The following is a 20,087-nucleotide window of genomic DNA, read 5'->3' as shown; positions in this document are numbered from 1 at the left end:
GGTGGGTACCTTGTACGTGGTAGCAACGCCGATTGGAAACTTGGCAGACATCACCCTCCGTGCCTTAGATGTATTGCGAACGGTGGATGTAGTTGCCTGTGAAGACACGCGTAGGACGCGTGCGCTCCTGTCTCATTTTGGGATCCATAAGCGTCTTGTTTCCTGTCGTGCACACAATGAGGCGCAGGCGGCGCGTCGACTCATCCATTTTTTGAGCACCCCTATTTCTGCTTTTCTCTCTCCAGAGAAGGGGAGGGGCAGGCAGAGCGCGCGGCGCACGCGTGCACGTCCGGGTGAGACGGTAGGGACAGCTGCGCTGCAGCTCGCTGCAGAAGCAACGGGGGAACAGGAAGTGTGTGGATCGCCGCACGCACAGGTAGCCTATGTTAGCGATGCAGGTACGCCGGGGGTCAGTGATCCGGGAGCGGTTTTAGTGCGCGCGGTGCGGGATGCTGGGCACACGGTGGTACCGATTCCCGGTGCTTCTGCACTGACTACTTTGCTGAGTGTTGCAGGCGTGCGGGACAAGACCGTGCTATTCGAGGGGTTCCTTTCACCTCACCCGGGTCGTAGGCGTGCGCGCCTGGTGCAATTGTGCGCGCAGCGTGTAGCTTTTGTTCTGTACGAGAGTCCCTACCGGGTTCAAAAGCTTCTAGAGGATCTGGTGGCGGTGGCGCCGGAGTCGCAGGTGGTGCTGGGTCGGGAATTGACCAAGGTGCATGAGGAGCTCTGTGTGGGGACTGCCTTGCGCGTCATGGAGAGCTTCTGTGCGCGGACGCGCGTGCGGGGGGAATGCGTGTTGCTGGTTTCTGCAGAAAAATTTTAGATCTTTATTTTTCTTACAAATTTCCGATAATGGGGCGGGGGTGGGGCTCTTGTGATGATCGATAAGCTAAGTGGACTTGATCCGGTTCAGAACCTTCGCGCCTCTTGTGCGTCTGAGCATGTGGCGCGTGCTCCAGCCGGCGATGAGATTACTGTCTCTGCGGAAGCCCAGAAAAAGGCTGAGTTGTACTTGGCCCTGGAGGCGGTACGTTCTGCGCCTGATGTGCGTGAATACAAAATAGCAGCTGCGGAGCAGAAGCTTGCAGACCCTGCGTATCTGGAGCGGGCGCTGTCCCACGTGGTGGAGCGCTTCCTGGAGGAGCAGAATTTATAAGCCTGTAGGCAGGCTTTTTAGGTCCGGGTGAGGGCGTACGGGCTGTTGTGTTTATACCCTCAGGCGGACGCTCTCGATGTCTGGGCTGAACAGTTCTCGCACGTCTGAGATACCGAGCGCCAGGAGCGCCATGCGGTCTACTCCTAGTCCCCAGGCCATGACGGGGACGTGCACGCCGAGCGGGTCGGTCACTTCTGGGCGCAGGAGACCTGCTCCTCCCAGTTCGAACCAGCCGAGTGCGGGGTGGAGTGCGTGTAGCTCGATAGAGGGCTCCGTGAACGGAAAGTACCCGCCCACGTAGCGTACCTCCTGTGCACCGGCGATTTCTGTTGCGAGGATTTTGAGCATGCCTAGAAGGGTACAGACGTTCACATCCGTACCCAGTACGATTCCTTCTGTTTGGTAGAAATCTGCAAGGTGCGTCGCATCCACTTGGTCGTGACGGAAGCAGCGTGCGATCCCAAAATACTTACCCGGTATGTGGGCGGTTGGCAGGTGGCGCGCTGAAAGTGCTGTTCCTTGGCTGCGTAATAGCAGTCGGCGGGTAAAATCCCGATCGAACGAGTAGCGCCAGCCGAGGCTCCCGCTATCTGCTCCGCGCTCATGCGTCGCCGCAACGCGGGAGAGGAACGGCTCTGGGATTGTAGGTGCGTGCGTTGGGTGTTTGAGGTAATACACATCATGAATGTCCCGTGCAGGATGGAACTGTGGCATGAACAGCGCGTCCGCGTTCCAGAAGTCTGTTTCCACCAGTGGCCCGTCAAATTCCTGAAAGCCAAGTGCCACCAGACGATCTTTGATGTGTTCGAGGAAATCTGCGTAGGCATTAGATCGGCCGGGGATGATGCGGGCAGGGGGAATGTGAACGTTGTAGCGGCGTAGATGTTGTGTCTTCCACGCGCCACTTTTTAGGCACTCGACGGTGAGTGCACCTATCTCGTTTCCGGTAAGCCCTGCGGTATGCAGCGCCTCCTGCACGGCACGGGCGGTGGGGGTAAAGGTGAACGTTACCCTCTCGCGTACACTGACTTTGAAGAGGCTGTCGCTTGCGCCCCGCTTTTTTGCTATGCGTTCCATTACACGTCGCTCATCATCGGAGAGCTCAGATTCAAAGAGGGTGCCTGGAGGAGTGTCCGAGACCTCTGACGGGGAAGCGACGCGTGCAGCGGCGCGCTGAAGCAAGGTGCGCGTGAGGGACATGCGATCACTTACGTGCGGTGAAACGATGTGTATGCGTTTTTCACCGTCCATACGGAGGATACCTTCCTGCGCTAGGATACCGAACGCTGAACCTACATCCTTTGGTGCGAGCGTGAGCGCATGGGCAAGCTCAGGGAGGCTGAGCCCGTTGCAAAGTGGGGGGCGAGGGTGTAGGTGCTCGGCTGCATCTGCAATAGCGGTAAGGGAAGGGGGGGAAGACAGGAAGGTGAGCATACGCTCCTCTGCAGTACCGTCGCTAGCGGCAGCATAGCCGCAGGGGGTGAGTTCAAAGGACCGCATCTGTTCCCGCTGGTGCTCTTCGATGATTCGCTTTGACTGAAGCCAGGAAAACGCTTGGTTTGCGTGTCCTTCCTTAAAGCCTAGCCGGGAGATGAGCAACGAAGTCGAAAGGATCTCATCCATTGCGCAGTTCTTGAGGACCTTGATCTCAAGGGGATGCAGCTTGTGCACAAGCGTGTTCAGATCGGCTTTACCTGTCATGCGCGGCATCATAACGTATTTTCGCGCCGTTTAGATGTAGGCTGTTTCTCAATTTTTCGTTCTGCATCAGGGTACATCTGCCGTAGTGTGGAGAAATAGATGGAACGATCCTGGGAGGGTATTGACAGAGGTGTGCCCATCTATGGTATGGGTTGCACCATGGTCGCGCCTGGGATGCCTGCAGCTTTTGCTCGCTCGGTGGTTCGCGCGTCTGCGTGGGTGGGTGTGGTGCTTGTGTGCGTTGCGTGGTCGGTCTCCGCCGCGGAGGGCACGCGATCGGGTGGGCAGGCTCAGGAGCGCTTGAGTTCCTGGCGCCAGGTTGTGCAGCGCATGGAGGTGCATCTACGTGCGGCGTACACCTCTTTTGAGAGTGGAGATAGTGATCGCGCCTATGAGCAGATAGGTAAGGCGTATTTTCGCTACTATGAGGCGAAGGGTATGGAGAAGATCACCATGGGGTATCTGTCCGGTGCGCGTAAGGCGGCGGTGGAGAACGCGTTTTTCGCGTATCGGCGTTCGGTGCGGGGTGCGCGTGATTTGGCGGGCGTTGCCTCCTGCAGGGACAAGCTGGTTACCATGTTGTATGAGGACGCGCGTGCGCTGGATGGGGTTGCGCGTGGTCGGGCGGGCTTTGCGGCGCATATCGCCACGTTTGTTGCCTCGTGCGTGTTGGTGCTGCGCGAGGGAATTGAGGCAATTTTGGTTATCGCAGCGATTGTTGCGTATCTGGTGAAGACTGGTAAGGAGCGGTGCTGCGCTGCGGTGTATGCGGGAGCGGGCGCGGGTGTTCTGTTCAGTGTCGTGCTTGCGGTGATGATAGTCCGGGTGTTGGGTTCGGAAGGTGGTGCGGCGCAGGAGATTATTGAGGGTGTTGGTATGTTCTTCGCAGCGGCGATGCTCTTTTACGTGAGCAACTGGATGTTGTCCAAGGCGAGGGCATGTGCTTGGGATCGCTATATCCGTCAGAAAGTTGAGCGGTCGGTGTCTCGGGGTAATCAGTGGGCGCTCGTGGCCACTGCCTTCCTCGCAGTGGCGCGGGAAGGGGCGGAGCTTATTCTTTTCTTTCGAGGCATCCCAGTTGCGGGGCCATATGGGCGGCTGGCTGTGTGGGCAGCGGTTACTGTTTCTGCCTTGGTTCTGGTGGGTGTGTTCGTGGCGATCCGTTTTCTGTCAGTGCGACTTCCGTTGAGGCCTTTTTTTGTTGCCACGGGCGCGGTGATGTACTTGCTATGTTTCTCTTTCGTGGGTAAGGGTGTCAGCGAGCTGCAGGAGGCAGGTGTGGTCAGTCGAAGTACGGCACCGTGGATGCATGGGTGGAGTTTTGATTTTCTGGGCATCTACCCGACCTATGAGGGTCTGGCCCCTCAAGCGTTTGTGGTGGCGTTGGTGGTGCTTTCGGCGGTATGGTGGTGTGGTGGTCTCTGCCGTGGCGCATCCAGCACGTAGGCTTGGGACGGCTGTGTCGCGTCCTACTGGGGCTGGGTGTGTGCTGCGCCGTGGAGATTTCCATTTGTTTTTCTATGAATGGTGAGGAAAAGAAGCGCTGGACGGGAGAAGGCGTTTTGAAAAGGAGGGGCGCGTGACGCCCCAGGGGAGTGAAGAATGAAGAGGGTGAGTTTGCTCGGGAGCGCAGCCATTTTTGCGTTGGTTTTTTCCGCGTGCGGGGGCGGTGGAGAGCATCAGCACGGTGAGGAGATGATGGCCGCCGTTCCTGCTCCAGATGCAGAGGGGGCGGCCGGTTTTGATGAGTTTCCTATAGGCGAGGATCGGGATGTGGGGCCCTTGCATGTGGGAGGGGTGTATTTTCAGCCGGTTGAGATGCATCCGGCTCCAGGAGCACAGCCGTCGAAGGAAGAGGCGGACTGTCACATAGAAGCGGATATCCACGCAAATGAGGCGGGTAAAGATTTAGGGTATGGAGTCGGGGATTTTGTGCCGTATCTCCGAGTTGTTGCTTTCCTCCAGAAGCATGGCTCTGAGAAGGTGCAAAAGGTGATGTTTGCGCCCATGAACGCAGGGGACGGTCCGCATTATGGGGCGAACGTGAAATTTGAAGAGGGGCTTGGTACGTACAAGGTACGTTTCGAGATCGCTGCACCCTCGCATGATGAGTACTCGCTACATATTGATGAGCAAACTGGGGTTTCCGGAAGGTTCTGGAGCGAGCCATTAGTTGCAGAGTGGGATGATTTTGAATGGAAGGGGCCTCAGTGGTAGGGACGTTCAGAAGGTCCGAGGGTGCGCGCACATAAGGGCGTTCTTTGTTCGGTAAGACAGGCGGGTAGCGCAGTGCGTGGCGCTGCTCGCCAGGTCCGCTTTGAAGGTGTGGGTTTTGACACGCAGTTATTTTTTGAAAGTTCTCCTGCGCGTTCTTCTGTCTCCATGGGGCCGTGCGGTGTACGGAACGGGGGGTGTTGGGAGTGCGAGTATGAAAGTCTTGGTGTACGCGGTGGCGCTGGGGTTCGGGTGCGGGGGTGTGGTGCACATGCGGGAGGGGGACACCTATCAGCAACTCCTCGAGCATCGCATTGCAAATGGTCGGGAGTTTTCGCGGGTGTTTGCGCAGGCACAGGTCGACGAAGCTGAGCACAATGAAGTTCGGACAAAGACAGCGGGAAGTGTGCAAATTGGCACGGGAGGCGTGCTCTTCAACAAGAAGAATGGCAGTGGTGCCAACGGCTACAAGGTGGAGATGGCGCCGCATTTGAGTATTGCGTCCCCCTTTATAGGAAATTCTCGGCTGAATCTTGTTGCCCCCCGCAAGCTTGACGGTGTCACAAGCACCTCCACCGTGTCGGTGGATTACACTACCGATTTTTACTCCTCCGTTCGTCCAACATACCTGAACTCCCTCAAGGAGAAGACATACCAGAAAGAGAAGAGCGGTTCGGCGCTGCGTGATGTGCGTAGGCTGGTGGAACGGGAGTTTTTGCAGGAAGTACAGCGTCTGTACGGTGGTTACGCGGACCAGGTGCGCGCAAGTTTGGAGTTGGTGCGCGCGCGGTTGCGTTTTGAGTCAGTAAAGAGACAGGGATATCAAGAGGATTCGGCGTATTTTCAGAGCGCGCAGCTTGCACAGGTGCGGGCGGCACGCGCCCGGGCACAGGCCAGGCAGCGCTTTGACCTTGAGTACACGCGGTTTGCAGCGCGCAACGGGGTGGCCTACGAGGACGATGAGCGCGACGGTTTTTTACACGATTTGGCGGTTGCAGTGCCGCTTGAGCCGGCGATGGCGGTGACTCAGTGCGCAGGGGAGCGGGGGCGCGAGTATTGTGATGCGCAGGACCGCTGCGAGCGCGCCATTGCCCAGCGAGGCACAGATTACTCCCCCTTTCGCACAAGCGCGCGCGTGTACTTTACCGATGGGGAAGAAAACAAACAATTAGTTAGCGGCGTGGCGGCAGCTCCTGCTGCTGGCGCTTCGACAAGCACGTATGGGGGCACGTTCAACATGGCGTTTCCCGGCGGGGATTCCAGTTTTACCGTGCAGAATAGTAAAGGGGCGGTGGGGATCCTGGCGAATTTTGAGTGGAGCCCGATACGTACACGCTATCGCTCGCTGGACTACACGGCAGAGCGCGCAGAGCGTGTCTTTGACGAAGTTGAGCTTCAGGCAAAGGGTGATCGGTCGAATAAGTTGTTCGGTGCTATAGACGCGCAGGGGGACTCAGTGCTGGTGCTGCGCGGGGTGGATTTGCAGACGCTGGATAACGCGCGCAAGAAGGCACGGTTGCAGAAAGAACGCTTGGAACGTGGTATCATCGGGAGGCTGGAGTACGAGGCAGCGCGTTCGGAGTATCTTCTGGCGCTTGCTTCTGTGGCAGAGGCAAAGGCGCGGGCGATTATTTTTAACACCGATCTTGCGTGTGCCTACGGGGTGGGTGCGGACGCTGCCGCTGCTCAGTTGACCCAAGAGGAAATAGTGGTCTCTGAGAAAAAGGATGCTGAAGAAAAGAAAGAGGAGTCTTCGTGAGCGTAAGTTATCGTGGCCCGAGGTGGTCTTCGTTCGTCCACGTGTCGCAGCATTCGTGTAGGTTCGTAGCTCCTACATGCGCTGAGGGTGCTCAGGGGTGTTCTGAGTTTGGGGCGTTCCCTGTTTTTGAGGAAAGGGGAATGTGCGCGGCGCGGCGTATGCGCAGGGCGGCAATTGCTGCGTGCTGTGTGTTCGCGCGCGGTGCGGCGGCTAATCCGTACCAGCAGCTATTGCGCCACCGCCTGGAAGCGTTGCGGCCGGGTGCCCGCGCGCAAATAGAGTTTGATGTGACGCACTGTGGGTATGAGAAGGCGCGCTTGCGCTCAGCGGGTACGTACGTGTTGGGCAGTGAGCTTGAAATCAGAGGACACTCGGGGGAGAATTTTGGGCTCCCTCGCTTTGGAATAGAGTCCATTATCGGCGTGAAAAGTCCGCGCTACAATAACCTGGGCGTGTCCATCGACACCGCAAGGGTAACTAGCATAGGGAATATATCCCGGATAAACGCGGATATAGGGGTGGATTTGTATTCTAACGTGCGGGGGCGCGAGCTCATTCGTATGCGTCGTGCAGAGCACGAAGAAAAGGCGGCGCAGAAGGTGAACGAATTGAATCGCGCGTCGGTGGAGCTGGCGCTCATCGATGAGCTGGAAGTGCTTTTTACCCGCGCGCAGTCGCTCGTGCGGCGAGAGTTTCATATGGGGGATGCGCGTTCGGTGCACCTGCGCACGCGTGCGGCAGGTTTTTCTGAGCACTCTGAAAAGGCCCGGCGCGTCCGTTTAGCGTACGACCGCACACAGCGTGAGTTTGAACAAGAAGAGCGCCTGTTTGCGCAGGTGTGTGATCCCTTCGCTGCCGTCTGTGCAGTGGGCGGAGGGGATGAAGCACGGAGAGACTTTTTGCTGCAGCTTGCAGAGGCGGTGCCGCGCGAGGTGCCGCTCTCGCTCGTTTCCTTGCATGCTACAGATGCGCACAGCCTTGCAGCGGCGCAGGAGATGGCACTGCTTGAACGCGCCGCGCAGCAATCGGAGCGTGATTTGTACGCCGTGCGGGTGGGCGCTGTCGTGAACATGGATACGCGGAAGACTTTCATTCTGTTTAAGGGAGACGGAACCGAGTCGCTTGAAGGTTCCGGGACGGTGGCGCTGCATATGCCCAGCGTGAACGCGCAGGTAGAGGTAAAGGTGCCCTACGCGGAGAGGGGTAAGCATTCCCGTGACAAGGTGGGAGTGTACGGAAAGTCGCAGTGGAATCCGCTTGAAATTGCCTATAAGGTGTTCGAAAGACGGGAGGAGCGGGCGCAAGAGCAAGAACAGGAGCAGTATTTTGAAGATTCCCTGGCGCGTGAAACGCGGAAGATGGAGGGGTTGGAGGTGCAGGGCAAACAGCTTTTTGCAGCACAAGAAACCGCCTTGCGCACGCGCGAGGCGCTGCGTTTAGATCTTGCCGAGGTGGAGCGCGCCGCGGCGCGCGGGGTAGTGGAAGGAAATCGCCTCGCGCGTGCGCGGTGTGAGTATGCCGTGGCACAGCTGCGTGCGGCGTGCGCGAAGTTGCATATGTTGCGTTTTAATCTGGGAGTGGTACGCGCATTTGGCCTGGTGCCACAGGTGGTGCCGTGAGCGGTCCGCGGGGTGGTTCGTATGGCAAGCGCCGGGCGACCGTGCGTGTGTTCGCCGGAGGCGTGCTGTGGCGTCATGCAGTGTTGGGTGGGATGGGCGGCGCTGCGCTCATCGCCAGCGAGTTAACGCCCGGCGCACCGCCGGCGGTGAGCGCCCGGGCGGCCGCGCAAGAGGCGGGAACCGACCTCTACCAGCGCGTGGTGCGCTATCGGCTGCAGCGCAGTACGGCGGCGGCGCAGGCTGTCCGACGGCAGACGATAACACAGAGCCAGTACGATAAGCAGCGGCTTGATTCCTTGGTGCGCCTTTCTATCGCAGCCGGGGACATTGCGTGGAACGCCGATGGGGTAAAGTTTCGCATTACGCCCAAGGCGTCGGTGGCATTCCCTTCCTTTTATAACCTGACCACCCATTTTGGTATGACGGTAACGCAGCCGAATGGAGGAGGGGGGGCAGGAGGAAACGGCTGGCAAAAGACGCTCGACGCGGGGGCAGGCATTGATTTGTACTCGTCGGTGCGTCGCAGCCATGTGCTTGCGGTGAACACCAAGTACGAGGCGCTGCGTGATGCGCAAGAAGCGCTCGCCTGTGAGCCGCACGTAAGTGAGAAGCAGGTGCTCGAGGACATGCGCCGAATGTTGGATTCCTACGTGCAGCTGTTGCACGCGCAGGAGTCGTTTGCGCAAAAGCAGAACGCAGAGCGGTCAGTGCAGGTGGCTGGATACACGGACCGCTCCATTGTGTACCGCGCAGCAGCGCTCGAGCGGGAGCGGGCACAGAACGCGCTCAAGGTGGCGCAAGACGCGTTTGACGGAGAGTACCGGGATTTTATCATCTCTGCTGGTCAGGAATTTTTAGAAAAACGTGCGGATCGGGAACGCTTTCTGCTCGCGCTGGCTGAAAGCGTTCCTGAAATGCCGCTGGTGTCCACCGAGCACTGCGAGGCAGATACGTCCCGCCCTCTGCGCAACGCGCGTGAGGCAGCAGATAACGAGCGCGAGGAACGGGCGGTACAGAACTTTCCCGTGGCGCTTCGTCTGGACACCCGCTTTACCCTAACTGAAGGAACCGGGGAGCTTTCCGTTGCGTTTCCAAGCGTCAAAATAGCCAGCGCCCTGGCCATAGATTACACCGGTAAGCCCAAAAGCATTGGCGGGTCTCTGGACTGGCATCCGTTTGAAATCCGGTACGCGCATTTGCGAGGAAAAAATCAGCGCCTGCACGATGCGTTAGGGGCACGGGAGTATGCACAGAAAAAGAAGCAGCAGGAGAAAGTAATCGCAGACCTTCCACAGCGTGCAGAGGATATCCTCTGGGAGCGTGAAACTGCACGCGCAGAGCGGGACACGTACGCAGAAAGCGCCCGCGCGCACAAGAAGGGACTTGATCGGGGAGTTATCGGCGCGCGTGACTACGCGGCAGTACATTTGGACTACGTACGGGCGGTTATCAATTTGGCGAAGGCGAATGTAGACGCACTCATTTTCAACATTGACGCGCGCGTAGATTTTCTTTCTTCTGGAACCCAAACATGAACATGGGGAGTCTGGCATCTTATGCTGCAATCCAACGGGGGGGGTAAGGTGATCGCACGCAGGATGCTTTGCGCGCGCCCGTGGGGGCCGTCGTGCGTGGTGTGCGCTCTGTGGGGGGCGCTTGCCGCCTTGGTGCCAGCAGTCGGTGCACAGGAACAGGCGGTGCCTGCGCCGGGGACGCCGGCTCCTCCCGCACACACGGCTTCAGAAGCGGTGCCTCCTGCGCCAGAGCCCCGTGCGGAAGGGGAGCAGCCGTCTCCTCTTGTCCCCACGGCTCTGCCGGTCCCTGGAGGGGCAGTGGCTGCACGCGCAGCGCCCGGCACAGTCGGTCCGCGGCTGTGGGAACGGCTGCTGCAGTGGCGTGTGCAGCACGGTGACGAACACCAGGCGCCGCAAATGGCCTACGAAATTGCCGCGAACAATTACGACATCGCGTTGGTAAAGTCCATCGTGGACCTGAGGATGGGGACCGGGCACATACACCACAACCTGAATGGGAGCGGGGCCGTGGGTATTGCAAACGGTACGCCGACGCTTTCTCCCTACGTGCATCTTTTTTTTCCGACCTATCAGAATTTGAGTTTAAAAGCGGATATTGCGATCAAAACGAATGGTGTCGCCTCGGCAGACGTGACCGCGCTCTTTGGCATGGATCTGTACTCCAAGGTGCGGCGGCAGCATCAGCTGCAGGTGCGGCGTGCGCGCAATAGCATGCTTGACGCGTTTGCGGCGCACCTGCGGGGGCAGCACGCTGCGCGGGAAGCGTTCCTGGCTGAGCTCGATGAGCTGCTAAGCGCATACAGCACGCTGCTTGAAGCACAGGTAACCGAGCAGGAGTGCACGCGCCTAGTGCGCACGATGCGCATACAGCGCTACCAAGCGCATTCGGTAAAGTTGCGCTCCGCAACGCTCAAGCACGCACGCGCAGAGAGAGTTGCCCGTCGTGCGCGCAAGACGTTCACCGCCCTGTATCAGGATTTTGTGCGCAAGTGCGGGGCCTTTGAAGGAAATGATCCGGAAACATTCATGCTCCAGCTTGCGCAGGCAGTTCCGCAGGAGCCCGTATCTTCTACCGCACTGCTTTCAGTGGAAAATGACTGGGAGTTTCTTAAGAACAGGGAAGATTTGGAAACTCAGGCTGAAGCGCGTGCAGTGGATGCTATCTCGTACGGGTTTAATGTGGAGTCTGGGATGGGGTCTGAGGGTAAGTCATTGAAGAGAATATTGGCAAATGTCAGAATGGACTTTCCCGGCGGTGGCTTTTGGCTTGGATTGAACTTACCGTACCAGCAGTGGTCCCATGTGGAGGTAAATTTTCGGCTCACGTGGGACCCGCTTTCCATTAAGTATCAGGAGCTTTCACGGCAGACACTGCAGCTTCATGAGCGGCTCAGTGCGCTTAAGCTTCAAGACGCGTACGAAGCTTCTGAGCGTAAGGTGCTTGGCCTGCGCCACACCGCCGAGTCGCTCGGCTGGGAACAAGAGGCGGCACTCACCGAACTGAATATTCTCAGGCGGAGTGCGCAAACGCACCAGAAGTGGCTGGAAAGAGAAGCTATCGGCGCGCATCAGCACGCCCGGGCCCAACACGCGTACCTACAGGCGCTCATCACGTTGGCCAAGATCAACATTAAAATACTAAAGTTTAACCTTGAAACTGCGTCTTCGTTCAGACCAGTACTCTAACGAATACCCCAAGAAGGAAGTTGTATGACCACAGCACAGAAACTCCTACACAGAAAATCGACCATCGCCATGGTGGTCGGAATTCTCGCCTTCTTATTTGTTCTTCCCCGCTTGGTGTGGGCGCCGCGTCGGGTTCCGCCGCCTACCCTCAGTGTGAGTAAGGAGGTGGTGCTCAATAGAATTGAGATTTCGGGGTACATCGAAGCGGCTCAGCACCAAAAGCTTGAGTCCCCTGGTGAGGGAATCGTGCGCACCGTACGGGTGCAAGAGGGAGATACGGTAAAGAAGGGGCAAATCCTCTTTTCGCTTGAAAACTCTCACCAGCAGCTTGACCTTGCCGAGCATGAGTTTGCAATCGAACAAGAAGAAATTAATGGTGTTTCTAAAAAAATGGAGATCATGAAGCTAAAGAGAAATATGCTCCAAAAAAGACTGAGGGAACGCTACGTCACTGCCCAGTTTGATGGCGTTGTTGCCGCTTTTAAGCTCTCTCCCGGACAGTACGCGAAACCTCAAGATTACTTTGGCACTCTCATCGATCGCTCTTACTTCAAGGCAAATGTCGAGATTCCTGAGGTGGACGCTTCGCGCCTCAAGGTAGGGCAGCGCGTTGAAATTTCTTTTCCCGCAGAACCAAGCGTGAAAGCGGTGGGGAGTGTCACTTCCTATCCGTCCATCGCGCGCGTTACTAGTGTCGGGCGCACCGTGGTTGACGCCTCCATCAGAATCGATGAATTGCCAGAAATACTGCCGGGTTATTCCTTCAGCGGGGCAATTGTTGCCGGGGAGCAGGAGGAAATTTTAGTCCTGAAGCAAGACGGCCTCCGGTACGAGAAGGGTGCTCCGTTCGTGGACCGAGTGCTCCCCAGCGGTAAGATAAAGTCTGTGCCGGTTACGGTGGAGCCGTATGTTCCTGGCTTTGTCAAAATAATTTCTGGGCTGGGGGCTGGGGACCGCGTCAAAGACCAAAGTGCAGCGAGGAAATAGTGACTCCCGTTGTTCGCGTCTGTAACGTAAGTAAGGTGTTCCCCATGGGGGATGCGGTTGTCCATGCGTTACGCGGCGTTTCCTTTGAAATTGCCCCGGCGGAGTTTGTTTCTATCCTTGGTCCTTCGGGTTCTGGCAAAAGTACCTGCATGCACATGATAGGGTGCCTCGATCGTCCCTCATCAGGCAGCGTGTTCATTGCAGGGGAGAACACTGCCTGCATGAGCGAACGTGCGCTTGCACACCTGCGCAATAGGACGGTGGGTTTTGTCTTTCAGCAGTATTTTTTGCTCCCAACGCTCACCGTCTTAGAGAATGTGATGCTCCCGCTTCGCTACCAGGGAGTTGAGTATTTTGCGCGTAGGCGTCGCGCTGAAGACGAGCTCGCCAAGGTTGGCCTGAGCGATCGTCTCGCTCATCGGCCCAGCGAGCTATCAGGAGGGCAAAAGCAGCGCGTTGCGATCGCGCGCGCGCTGGTCACGCGGCCGAAAATTATCGTTGCAGACGAACCCACCGGTGCCCTTGATTCAGAAACAGGTCGCTCTGTGCTCGACTTGTTTATCGAAATTAATAAAAAGGGTACCGCGGTTATCATTGTCACGCATGATCAGGGGGTAGGAGCTCTGGCTTCTCGCTCTCTCACGCTTAAAGATGGCAAGATAGTAGGAGATCACGTGCGGGGTCACGGGGGAGCCGATGGTGGGTGAGGATTTTTTGTCTGCACTCCACACCTTTAATGCGCGCAGGGGACGTACTGTTCTTTCGCTCCTCGGTATTGTAGTCGGTATCACTTCTGTGGTGGTTGTGGCAACATTGGGGAGCTCGCTGGGAGCGAGCGTGGAAAAGTTGTTCGAGGAAGACAATAACAACATAATATCTGTTGCGCCCGTAGCCGCGCACGACGATGGGGTGACGCGCGGGCAGCTTGTGCTCACCGAGCACGTCCGCCACCATCTTAAAGAGCGCGTGGCAGGAGTGCAGGGGTTTTTTTATCTGAATTATTTGCAGGCTTCTGCGAGTCGGCGGAGCTTGCACGCGGGAGCCGTCAGTGTGTTGGGGGTGGAACACGGTTGGCTTGCCGCCTCAGGTCTTACGGTTTCCTATGGCTCTGACGTAAGCGTTATTGGCTACGCTGTGGGCACGCACAGCGTTATTCTTGGTAAACAAACGGCGGAGGGGCTTTTCCCTGAGGGGAATGCGGTGGGAAAGACCATAACGCTCTACGTGCCTATTGGCCGAAACAAGGTCTTGCCGATGGTCGTGCGCGTTGCTGCAGTGCTCAAAGAAAAGGATGGTTTTAGTTTCTCCTCCGCAGCGCAGGTGCTTATTCCACGGAGTGTGCTGACAAGAGAGTTCTCTCGGCGTATTGCCGATGCAATGGATTTGAAAGTATACGATTCTGGATCGATCGCGCATGTTGAGGACAAAGTTAAGTCAGTGCTAACCAATCTGACCGGTAACGAGAAGGCCTTTGAAGTTTCTTCCCTCCATCTTATCGTTGAACAGATGCGGAGTTTTCTCCGGGCAATGAATATGGTCTTGACGGGCATCGCAGCTATTTCACTGATTGTCGGTGGCATCGGTATTATGAACATCATGCTGGTGACGGTCGCCGAACGACGCCAGGAGATTGGGTTGCGAAAGGCACTGGGTGCTTCGCGCATGCACGTGCTTCATCAGTTTTTGGTAGAATCGGCCACGTTAACGTTCGTAGGTGGTTTGTGCGGCGTTGTGCTTGGCCTTTTACTGAGCGTGATTGTTATCGCCGGATTGAATGCGTTTGATTTTCAAATGACGTTTTCTCCTAGCGTAGTCGGCATGTTTATTGCCTTTGCGGGGTCAGTAGTTATTGGGGTGTGTTTTGGGTCGTATCCAGCATTCCAAGCCGCGGGTCTTGACCCAATTCAGTCTTTGGAAGACCGCTAGGCGATGTGTGTGCGCGTGCCTGTCCTGTGGCGTTGCCATGTGCGTGAAGTCAGGTTTCTGTAGGAGGGGAGAGGCGCGCGCGTAGAGCGCACGGCTCTGCAAATAGGGATATGCTTGAAGATATCGTGAACACCCTGTTGTATTTCAGGCAGCGTGTGCTGCGGACGACCCTTTCGTTCCTCGGTATTGCGGTAGGGGTTGCGTCGGTAGTGGTAATTACCTCGATCGGCGAGTCTCTCTACGCGAGTCTTGCCCAGAGTGTTGGCGAGGGCGAGCGCCGACTCATTCGAGTCAGGCCAGAGTGGGATTATGTGAAGGACGAAATCATGTTTCAGCCGACTGAGTCGTATCGGACGCGACTTGTACAAAGTAGCGAGGATATAGAGGGAGTGTTTTACAATTCTTCCCTCAAGGCACTTATTTCTTCTCCTCACACAGGGGGAAAGGAACGGAACATTACGGGAGTAGAGCCGCGGTGGCTGGAGTTAAAAGATTTTAAGCTTGAGTATGGGACGTTCTTTTCTCCAGCGGACTTTAAGACCCATCGTCACTGTGCGGTGATTGGCGGTTTGCTTGCGCAAGAATTATTTCCTGAAGGGAATGCATTGGGTAAACGTATGACTGTGACCATACTTTCCCGGGCGTCGGGTGCAGAACGTGCACTGTCTTTCCCATTTGAAATCGTAGGCGTCTTGCAGGAAAAGGGGAGTTTGATTAGTGGCATTCCTTCGTATCGGGTTTTTGTCCCCCGTGAGTTTATTTCTCTAGAAATGGGTGCAGGTCGTGTGGCAGACGCGGTGGAGGTGTGCGTACGCGATGTGCAGGTTATTGCCGCAGCGGAAAAACGTATCCGGGAGTTTTCGGACTTTTTCTCTAACAAATCGGGTTCTGTGAGCCTTTGGTCCGGTGCGGGGGAAATAAAAAGTTTTCGCAGCTTTCTGAGTATGGTGAGTGTAGTGCTGTCGGTTGTGGCTGCAGTCTCGCTGATTGTCGGTGGCATAAATATCATGAACATTATGGTAGTAACCGTAACCGAGCGTCGCAGAGAAATCGGTCTCCGCAAGGCCGTCGGTGCGACGTGCGCAACAATAGTTCAGCAGTTTTTGCTCGAGGCGGTGCTTTTAACCCTGGCGGGGTGCGTGTGTGGCCTTATTCTTGGGATGGTGCTCAGTTATGGGCTCTTTTCCGTGTTTTCTCCAGAGGGGATAACAGTTGTTTTCAGTCTGAGCACTGCGGGTATGCGTACAGCCTTCTTTATGTCATTGGGAGCGGGGATTTTCTTTGGATTAAAACCAGCGCTGCAGGCCTCAAGACTCGATCCTATTATTGCACTTGCTCAGTGAATATCAAAAAAGTAGTCACACTGACAAAAGAATTTTCTTGATTCCCCTTTTCTATCTCCCGATACCAGGGGGAGCGGAGGGGCGTATGATCCGAGGGTGGTATACCGCAGCCAGTGGCATGAGCGCGCAGCAGCACAGGCTGGATGCTATTGCGCAAAACCTAGCGAATGTAGACACAACAAGCTACAAGCGAGATGTAGCAGTTCACAAGAGTTTCCCAGAGCTCCTATTGCGTCGTGTAAACGACGATGGTGTGGTGAAGAACCCTTTCGGTTCTTCAGACGTTTCTCCTATAGTTGGAAAGTTAGGCCTCGGTGTTGAGGTGAATGAACTGTTCACTGAATTTGAGCAGGGTTCGCTTAAACAAACGCAAAGTCCTTCGGATATTGCGCTTGAGGGGATGGGTTTTTTTGTAATTAGGACTCCACAGGGAGAAGAGTACACCCGGAATGGGAATTTCCTAGTCGGTGTAGAAGGTTACCTTATGACTAAAAATGGGTATCCAGTACTGGGAGAAAACGGTCCACTTTTTCTGCAGGAGCGATACTATACGATCAATCAAAACGGGGAGATTTATGTACGTCCCATAGATAGGCCAGACGTTGACGGTTTTTTTTTAGATCGGCTGAAAATTGTCACGTTTGAAAATGTTCGTTACCTGCAAAAGAAGGGTGCTGATACGTATATGCAAACTCCTGTTTCAGGGGCCCCTATTGCTGCGGAAGGTCCTGAACGTCCGGCTGCAGTGCAGGGTTTTGTTGAGGCGTCGAATGTAAACGTGGTCAATGAAATGGTTCGTATGATTGAGGTGAATCGCGCGTATGAGGCGAACCAAAAAACTATTCAAGCAGAAGATGGAATGATGGGCAGATTGTGGAACGAAGTGGTGCGTGCAAAGTAGTTGTCCGCATGTTTTATAGAATGTAAAGAAGATATAGACGAGCATAGCGTGTAGCGGAGTGAGAGGGAGGTGTGAATGGTACGAAGTTTGTGGACCGCTGCTACGGGGATGAACGGCCAGCAGGCAAACATCGACACGGTAGCGAATAATCTAGCGAATGTGAATACGTCTGGTTTTAAAAGACAGCGTGCGGAGTTCGAGGACCTGTTGTATCAGACCATACGCACCGCGGGTACGCCTGCAACTGAGGACACACTTACCCCTGTTGGGGTACGGATGGGACACGGGGTGAAACTCGCTGCAACGCAGCGCCTCTTCGAACAAGGTTCGCTCCAGCACACGGGCGTGAGCGGAGATGTGGCTATTGCGGGTGAGGGGTTTTTTCGCGTACTGCAATATGACGGAACCTATGCTTATACCCGCGACGGTTCGTTCAAGGTGGATGCGGAGCGGCAATTGGTGACCTCAAACGGGTTGCGTCTCGTTCCAGAGATTATTTTTCCCGAAAACTACGTAGAACACAGTATCGCTATTAGCAAAGATGGGCGCGTTACGGTGCGAGTCGGAGAACAGGGAGATCCGGTTGAGGTAGGACAGCTTGAGCTGTATCGCTTCGCGAACAATGCGGGGCTTGCAGCAGAGGGGGGGAATGTGTTTACCCAAACACCTGCGTCCGGCCAGCCAATTCCCGGAAGGCCGGGTTTTGAAGGATTCGGAAAGGTTGAGCATAAGTTTTTGGAAATGTCAAACGTGTCTACAGTAAGTGAAATGGTGAACATGATTGTCGCCCAGCGTGCGTATGAGTTTAATTCAAAAGCAATTCAAACGAGTGACAACATGCTCGGCACAGCAGTGGCGCTCAAGCGTTAGGAGACTGAAAGGTGAACGTGCACCGTGTATTGTCATTGGGGATGCAGTCTGTTCCTTCCGTTTCCCTGTCTAAGACAGGGAAAATGGAAGGTAGTGGTTCTTTCGCGGCATGCTTGTCCGCTGCGCAGCAAGGTGCTGCCTGTTCTGCAGAAAAGAATGATGCGCTGTACACTCAAGCTCGGGAGCTTGAAACGCTGTTTGTGAGAGTGATGGTGCAGTCTATGCGCGAGACGTTGAGCGGGCAGACGCTTGCAGGTGAACAGAGTTTTTCAGGAAGGTTATACGAAGACGCCCTCTATGAGCATTTTAGTGCGCAGCTAGCCGCGCAGGGTGGATTCGGCCTGGCGGAAAAGGTATACAGACAATTGAATCCCCGCAGGGAGGCTGCACCCGGCGCATAAAACGGGGATCGCAGCATGCCTGCGGCGTTTCTTTTCAACTTTTTCAGACTTGTGGCCGGAACGCGGTGCTACAGGAATGCAGTGCTGAGCCATGGTATGTAAGTTGTAAGAAGAAGCACTCCCAGTTGTGCTAGCAAGAAGGGTGCAATAGCGCGCGTGAGATGCACAATCGGTTTTTCGAATGCAAAACTCGCGATGAACAAGTTCATTCCAATCGGCGGGGTCAGCGCACCTAGCTCAAGGTTCATCAGGAAAACGACGCTCACGTGCACCGGATGTACCCCAAAATGCACTGCAAGGGGTAGCACTAGGGGAGAAATTACCAGGATCGCCGAATACAGATCCATGATACACCCGACACCCAGCAGCAGTACATTTAAAAGGAGCAAAAACGCATACTTTGATGAAATTGCATGCTGCAGAAACGCGATGAGGGTGTCCGGTACGTTTGCATCCACCAGGTAGAAGGACAGCCCCTTCGCTGCTGCGACAATGATTAAAATGCCACCGACGATAGGCAAACTCTCAAGGGCGGTTGCGCAAGCTTCCTTCACGGTGAAATCCCTGCGCACCCACGTACCTAATACAAAAGCCAGGAGAGTTGTCAGCGACGCGCACTGCAGCAGGTTGAGCGTACCGGAAAAATAGCCCAGGCTAATACACACTGGCAGGGCAAGGTCAAATACGCTTCCTCTTACGGCACGGACAAGCAACCGCCAGGAGAAGGATGGACGGACCTGTGTGCGATCTTTTGCCACCCCTAAGCACATGGCAGAAAGCGCAAGTAATGTCCCGGGAAGCAATGCACCTTTGAACAAATCCACAATATGTACGGTAAGAATGTTAGTTGCGCCAAAAATGATAATCGCTGCACTGGGTGGAAATAGGAGTCCGATGGCGCCAGAGGAGGTAATGAGCGCTTCTGCATCGTGCTCGGGGTATTTGTTACCCGTGAGAATCAGCTTGAATAAGCTTCCTAGGGCCAAGATTGTCACCCCCGATACACCGGTTAATGACGTAAACAGCGCCGCTACTGCCACGCAGGCAACTGCTGCTCCTCCACGCAGCCAGCCCACCGCTTCTTTTACCAAGCGAAGCAGACGCGTTCCAGTACTGCCGCGTGCAAGCAGCAGACTTGCAGTGGTAAAAAGCGGAATCGCTACGATTCCTCCCGTATCCGTGAGGATCTTGTACCCCTCGAGAGGAAGGGTATCCACGTATCCTCCATCGACGCTCAGCGCCAGATACGCGATGGCAAGCAGCGTAATAAAAAGCGGGAGACCCTGTGCAGCGAGCAGAAGAAGGAGAAGCACGAACGGCCAAAAGAGTCGTGTACCCACTGCTACCCAGCCGTGAAAGACACTATCCAGCAGGGGTACGGTCAGGTCAAAGAGATGGAAAAGCACAGAGGCGATGGATCCTGTGCTTATCAGCACGCCAACTAAAAGTCCAACGATGACGCACGTACGAAACTTGACTTCTCTTGCGTAGTGAAAAAGAAGCGCGCCGTACATGCATGGCAGCGCGGTAAAAATCCAGCGTAACGGCACTCCCCACACAGCTTCTTCTTTGCGAAAAACTGCGACGATATTCGGTCCAGACGCAAAAAAGCAAGCGCTGAGCACTGCCACCGTACAGATCGCAGAGAGGAAGGAAAGAACGCGGTGCATCGGTCTGTCCACGTCGCACGAGAACAGGGTGACACCCAAGTGTTTACGTTCACGCGCAGCGTAAATGCCTGCAACACAGGAAAACACGAAGGCTAACTGTGCAACCGCGGCGTCAGAAGAGGAGAAAAAAAGGAAAATGAAGTCCTCGTGCGCGGAGAACACCTCGGAACCTACGCCCCGCGCAAGAAAACCGAATATCCGTTCAATTAAAAAAAGCATTAACGGCAGCAGCATGAGCGCCCCAATGAGCAGAAGCGCTATGCTGCGCAAAACCAGTTGTCCCCGTGCACCCTTCATGACATCGCCTTCCCCTTAT

17 protein-coding genes are annotated in these 20,087 nt (G+C 55.7%); 15 read left to right on the top strand and 2 right to left on the bottom strand.

Features of this window, described 5'->3' with window-relative positions; genetic code table 11:
• The first annotated feature begins 1 nt into the window (after position 1).
• Positions 2 to 826 carry a 16S rRNA (cytidine(1402)-2'-O)-methyltransferase gene (gene rsmI, locus TPCCA_RS04775; RefSeq protein ID WP_010882419.1) on the top strand — a complete coding sequence of 275 codons (825 nt, stop codon included), beginning with the start codon at positions 2 to 4 and terminating at the stop codon, positions 824 to 826.
• Between the two features lie 51 nt (positions 827 to 877).
• Positions 878 to 1,159: a flagellar biosynthesis anti-sigma factor FlgM gene (locus TPCCA_RS04770; protein WP_010882418.1), complete on the top strand. Its 282-nt coding sequence runs from the start codon at positions 878 to 880 to the stop codon at positions 1,157 to 1,159.
• Positions 1,160 to 1,210: 51 nt separating this feature from the next.
• On the opposite strand, the gene pheS is transcribed toward TPCCA_RS04770, so the two are convergent.
• Complete coding sequence (pheS, locus tag TPCCA_RS04765; protein WP_013945532.1) at positions 1,211 to 2,872, bottom strand: phenylalanine--tRNA ligase subunit alpha; 1,662 nt, start codon at positions 2,870 to 2,872, stop codon at positions 1,211 to 1,213.
• Between the two features lie 87 nt (positions 2,873 to 2,959).
• On the opposite strand from pheS, the gene TPCCA_RS04760 reads away from it, so the two are divergent.
• From TPCCA_RS04760 to TPCCA_RS04700, 13 genes are all read left to right on the top strand, one after another.
• Complete coding sequence (locus TPCCA_RS04760; protein WP_013945531.1) at positions 2,960 to 4,306, top strand: FTR1 family iron permease; 1,347 nt, start codon at positions 2,960 to 2,962, stop codon at positions 4,304 to 4,306.
• Between the two features lie 156 nt (positions 4,307 to 4,462).
• Positions 4,463 to 5,077, top strand: coding sequence for an iron transporter (locus tag TPCCA_RS04755; RefSeq protein WP_010882415.1), 615 nt, complete (start codon positions 4,463 to 4,465; stop codon positions 5,075 to 5,077).
• Positions 5,078 to 5,210: 133 nt separating this feature from the next.
• Positions 5,211 to 6,833, top strand: coding sequence for a hypothetical protein (locus TPCCA_RS04750; protein WP_193386049.1), 1,623 nt, complete (start codon positions 5,211 to 5,213; stop codon positions 6,831 to 6,833).
• A complete protein-coding gene (locus TPCCA_RS04745) occupies positions 6,830 to 8,452 on the top strand; it encodes a hypothetical protein (RefSeq protein ID WP_013945528.1) in 1,623 nt (540 codons plus the stop codon). Before TPCCA_RS04750 ends, TPCCA_RS04745 begins: the two co-directional genes overlap by 4 nt.
• Positions 8,449 to 9,987 (top strand): hypothetical protein, encoded by a 1,539-nt coding sequence (locus tag TPCCA_RS04740; protein ID WP_013945527.1) that lies wholly within the window; start codon positions 8,449 to 8,451, stop codon positions 9,985 to 9,987. The genes TPCCA_RS04745 and TPCCA_RS04740 overlap by 4 nt, the downstream gene beginning before the upstream one ends.
• A gap of 48 nt (positions 9,988 to 10,035) precedes the next feature.
• Positions 10,036 to 11,673 carry a hypothetical protein gene (locus TPCCA_RS04735; RefSeq protein WP_013945526.1) on the top strand — a complete coding sequence of 546 codons (1,638 nt, stop codon included), beginning with the start codon at positions 10,036 to 10,038 and terminating at the stop codon, positions 11,671 to 11,673.
• A gap of 24 nt (positions 11,674 to 11,697) precedes the next feature.
• Positions 11,698 to 12,660, top strand: a complete 963-nt coding sequence (locus TPCCA_RS04730) for an efflux RND transporter periplasmic adaptor subunit (protein WP_013945525.1) — start codon at positions 11,698 to 11,700, stop codon at positions 12,658 to 12,660.
• Positions 12,660 to 13,367: an ABC transporter ATP-binding protein gene (locus tag TPCCA_RS04725; protein ID WP_010882408.1), complete on the top strand. Its 708-nt coding sequence runs from the start codon at positions 12,660 to 12,662 to the stop codon at positions 13,365 to 13,367. Before TPCCA_RS04730 ends, TPCCA_RS04725 begins: the two co-directional genes overlap by 1 nt.
• Complete coding sequence (locus tag TPCCA_RS04720) at positions 13,357 to 14,586, top strand: ABC transporter permease (RefSeq protein WP_013945524.1); 1,230 nt, start codon at positions 13,357 to 13,359, stop codon at positions 14,584 to 14,586. The genes TPCCA_RS04725 and TPCCA_RS04720 overlap by 11 nt, the downstream gene beginning before the upstream one ends.
• Before the next feature lie 110 nt (positions 14,587 to 14,696).
• Positions 14,697 to 15,929, top strand: a complete 1,233-nt coding sequence (locus TPCCA_RS04715; RefSeq protein WP_013945523.1) for an ABC transporter permease — start codon at positions 14,697 to 14,699, stop codon at positions 15,927 to 15,929.
• An 85-nt stretch (positions 15,930 to 16,014) separates the two neighbouring features.
• Positions 16,015 to 16,830, top strand: coding sequence for a flagellar basal-body rod protein FlgF (gene flgF / locus TPCCA_RS04710; protein ID WP_013945522.1), 816 nt, complete (start codon positions 16,015 to 16,017; stop codon positions 16,828 to 16,830).
• A 75-nt stretch (positions 16,831 to 16,905) separates the two neighbouring features.
• The gene (gene flgG, locus TPCCA_RS04705; protein WP_010882404.1) at positions 16,906 to 17,700 is read left to right on the top strand and encodes a flagellar basal-body rod protein FlgG; all 795 of its coding nucleotides are present in this window, start codon (positions 16,906 to 16,908) and stop codon (positions 17,698 to 17,700) included.
• Positions 17,701 to 17,711: 11 nt separating this feature from the next.
• The gene (locus TPCCA_RS04700) at positions 17,712 to 18,101 is read left to right on the top strand and encodes a rod-binding protein (RefSeq protein ID WP_013945521.1); all 390 of its coding nucleotides are present in this window, start codon (positions 17,712 to 17,714) and stop codon (positions 18,099 to 18,101) included.
• Positions 18,102 to 18,169: 68 nt separating this feature from the next.
• On the opposite strand, the gene TPCCA_RS04695 is transcribed toward TPCCA_RS04700, so the two are convergent.
• Positions 18,170 to 20,068, bottom strand: a complete 1,899-nt coding sequence (locus tag TPCCA_RS04695; protein WP_013945520.1) for a TRAP transporter large permease subunit — start codon at positions 20,066 to 20,068, stop codon at positions 18,170 to 18,172.
• Positions 20,069 to 20,087 lie beyond the last annotated feature (19 nt).

It is taken from the genome of Treponema paraluiscuniculi Cuniculi A, from assembly GCF_000217655.1.
Taxonomy (GTDB): Bacteria; Spirochaetota; Spirochaetia; order Treponematales; family Treponemataceae; genus Treponema; species Treponema pallidum.
Note: the sequence above shows the minus strand (reverse complement) of the source record. Positions and strands in the feature narration are given on the sequence as shown.

Coding starts and splice junctions, on each gene's coding strand:
- TPCCA_RS04715 (WP_013945523.1), top strand. CDS start 14,697: ATGCTTGAAGATATCGTGAACACCCTGTTGTATTTCAGGCAGCGTGTG.
- TPCCA_RS04695 (WP_013945520.1), bottom strand. CDS start 20,068: ATGAAGGGTGCACGGGGACAACTGGTTTTGCGCAGCATAGCGCTTCTG.
- flgF (WP_013945522.1), top strand. CDS start 16,015: ATGATCCGAGGGTGGTATACCGCAGCCAGTGGCATGAGCGCGCAGCAG.
- TPCCA_RS04760 (WP_013945531.1), top strand. CDS start 2,960: ATGGAACGATCCTGGGAGGGTATTGACAGAGGTGTGCCCATCTATGGT.
- flgG (WP_010882404.1), top strand. CDS start 16,906: ATGGTACGAAGTTTGTGGACCGCTGCTACGGGGATGAACGGCCAGCAG.
- TPCCA_RS04730 (WP_013945525.1), top strand. CDS start 11,698: ATGACCACAGCACAGAAACTCCTACACAGAAAATCGACCATCGCCATG.
- TPCCA_RS04720 (WP_013945524.1), top strand. CDS start 13,357: ATGGTGGGTGAGGATTTTTTGTCTGCACTCCACACCTTTAATGCGCGC.
- TPCCA_RS04755 (WP_010882415.1), top strand. CDS start 4,463: ATGAAGAGGGTGAGTTTGCTCGGGAGCGCAGCCATTTTTGCGTTGGTT.
- pheS (WP_013945532.1), bottom strand. CDS start 2,872: ATGATGCCGCGCATGACAGGTAAAGCCGATCTGAACACGCTTGTGCAC.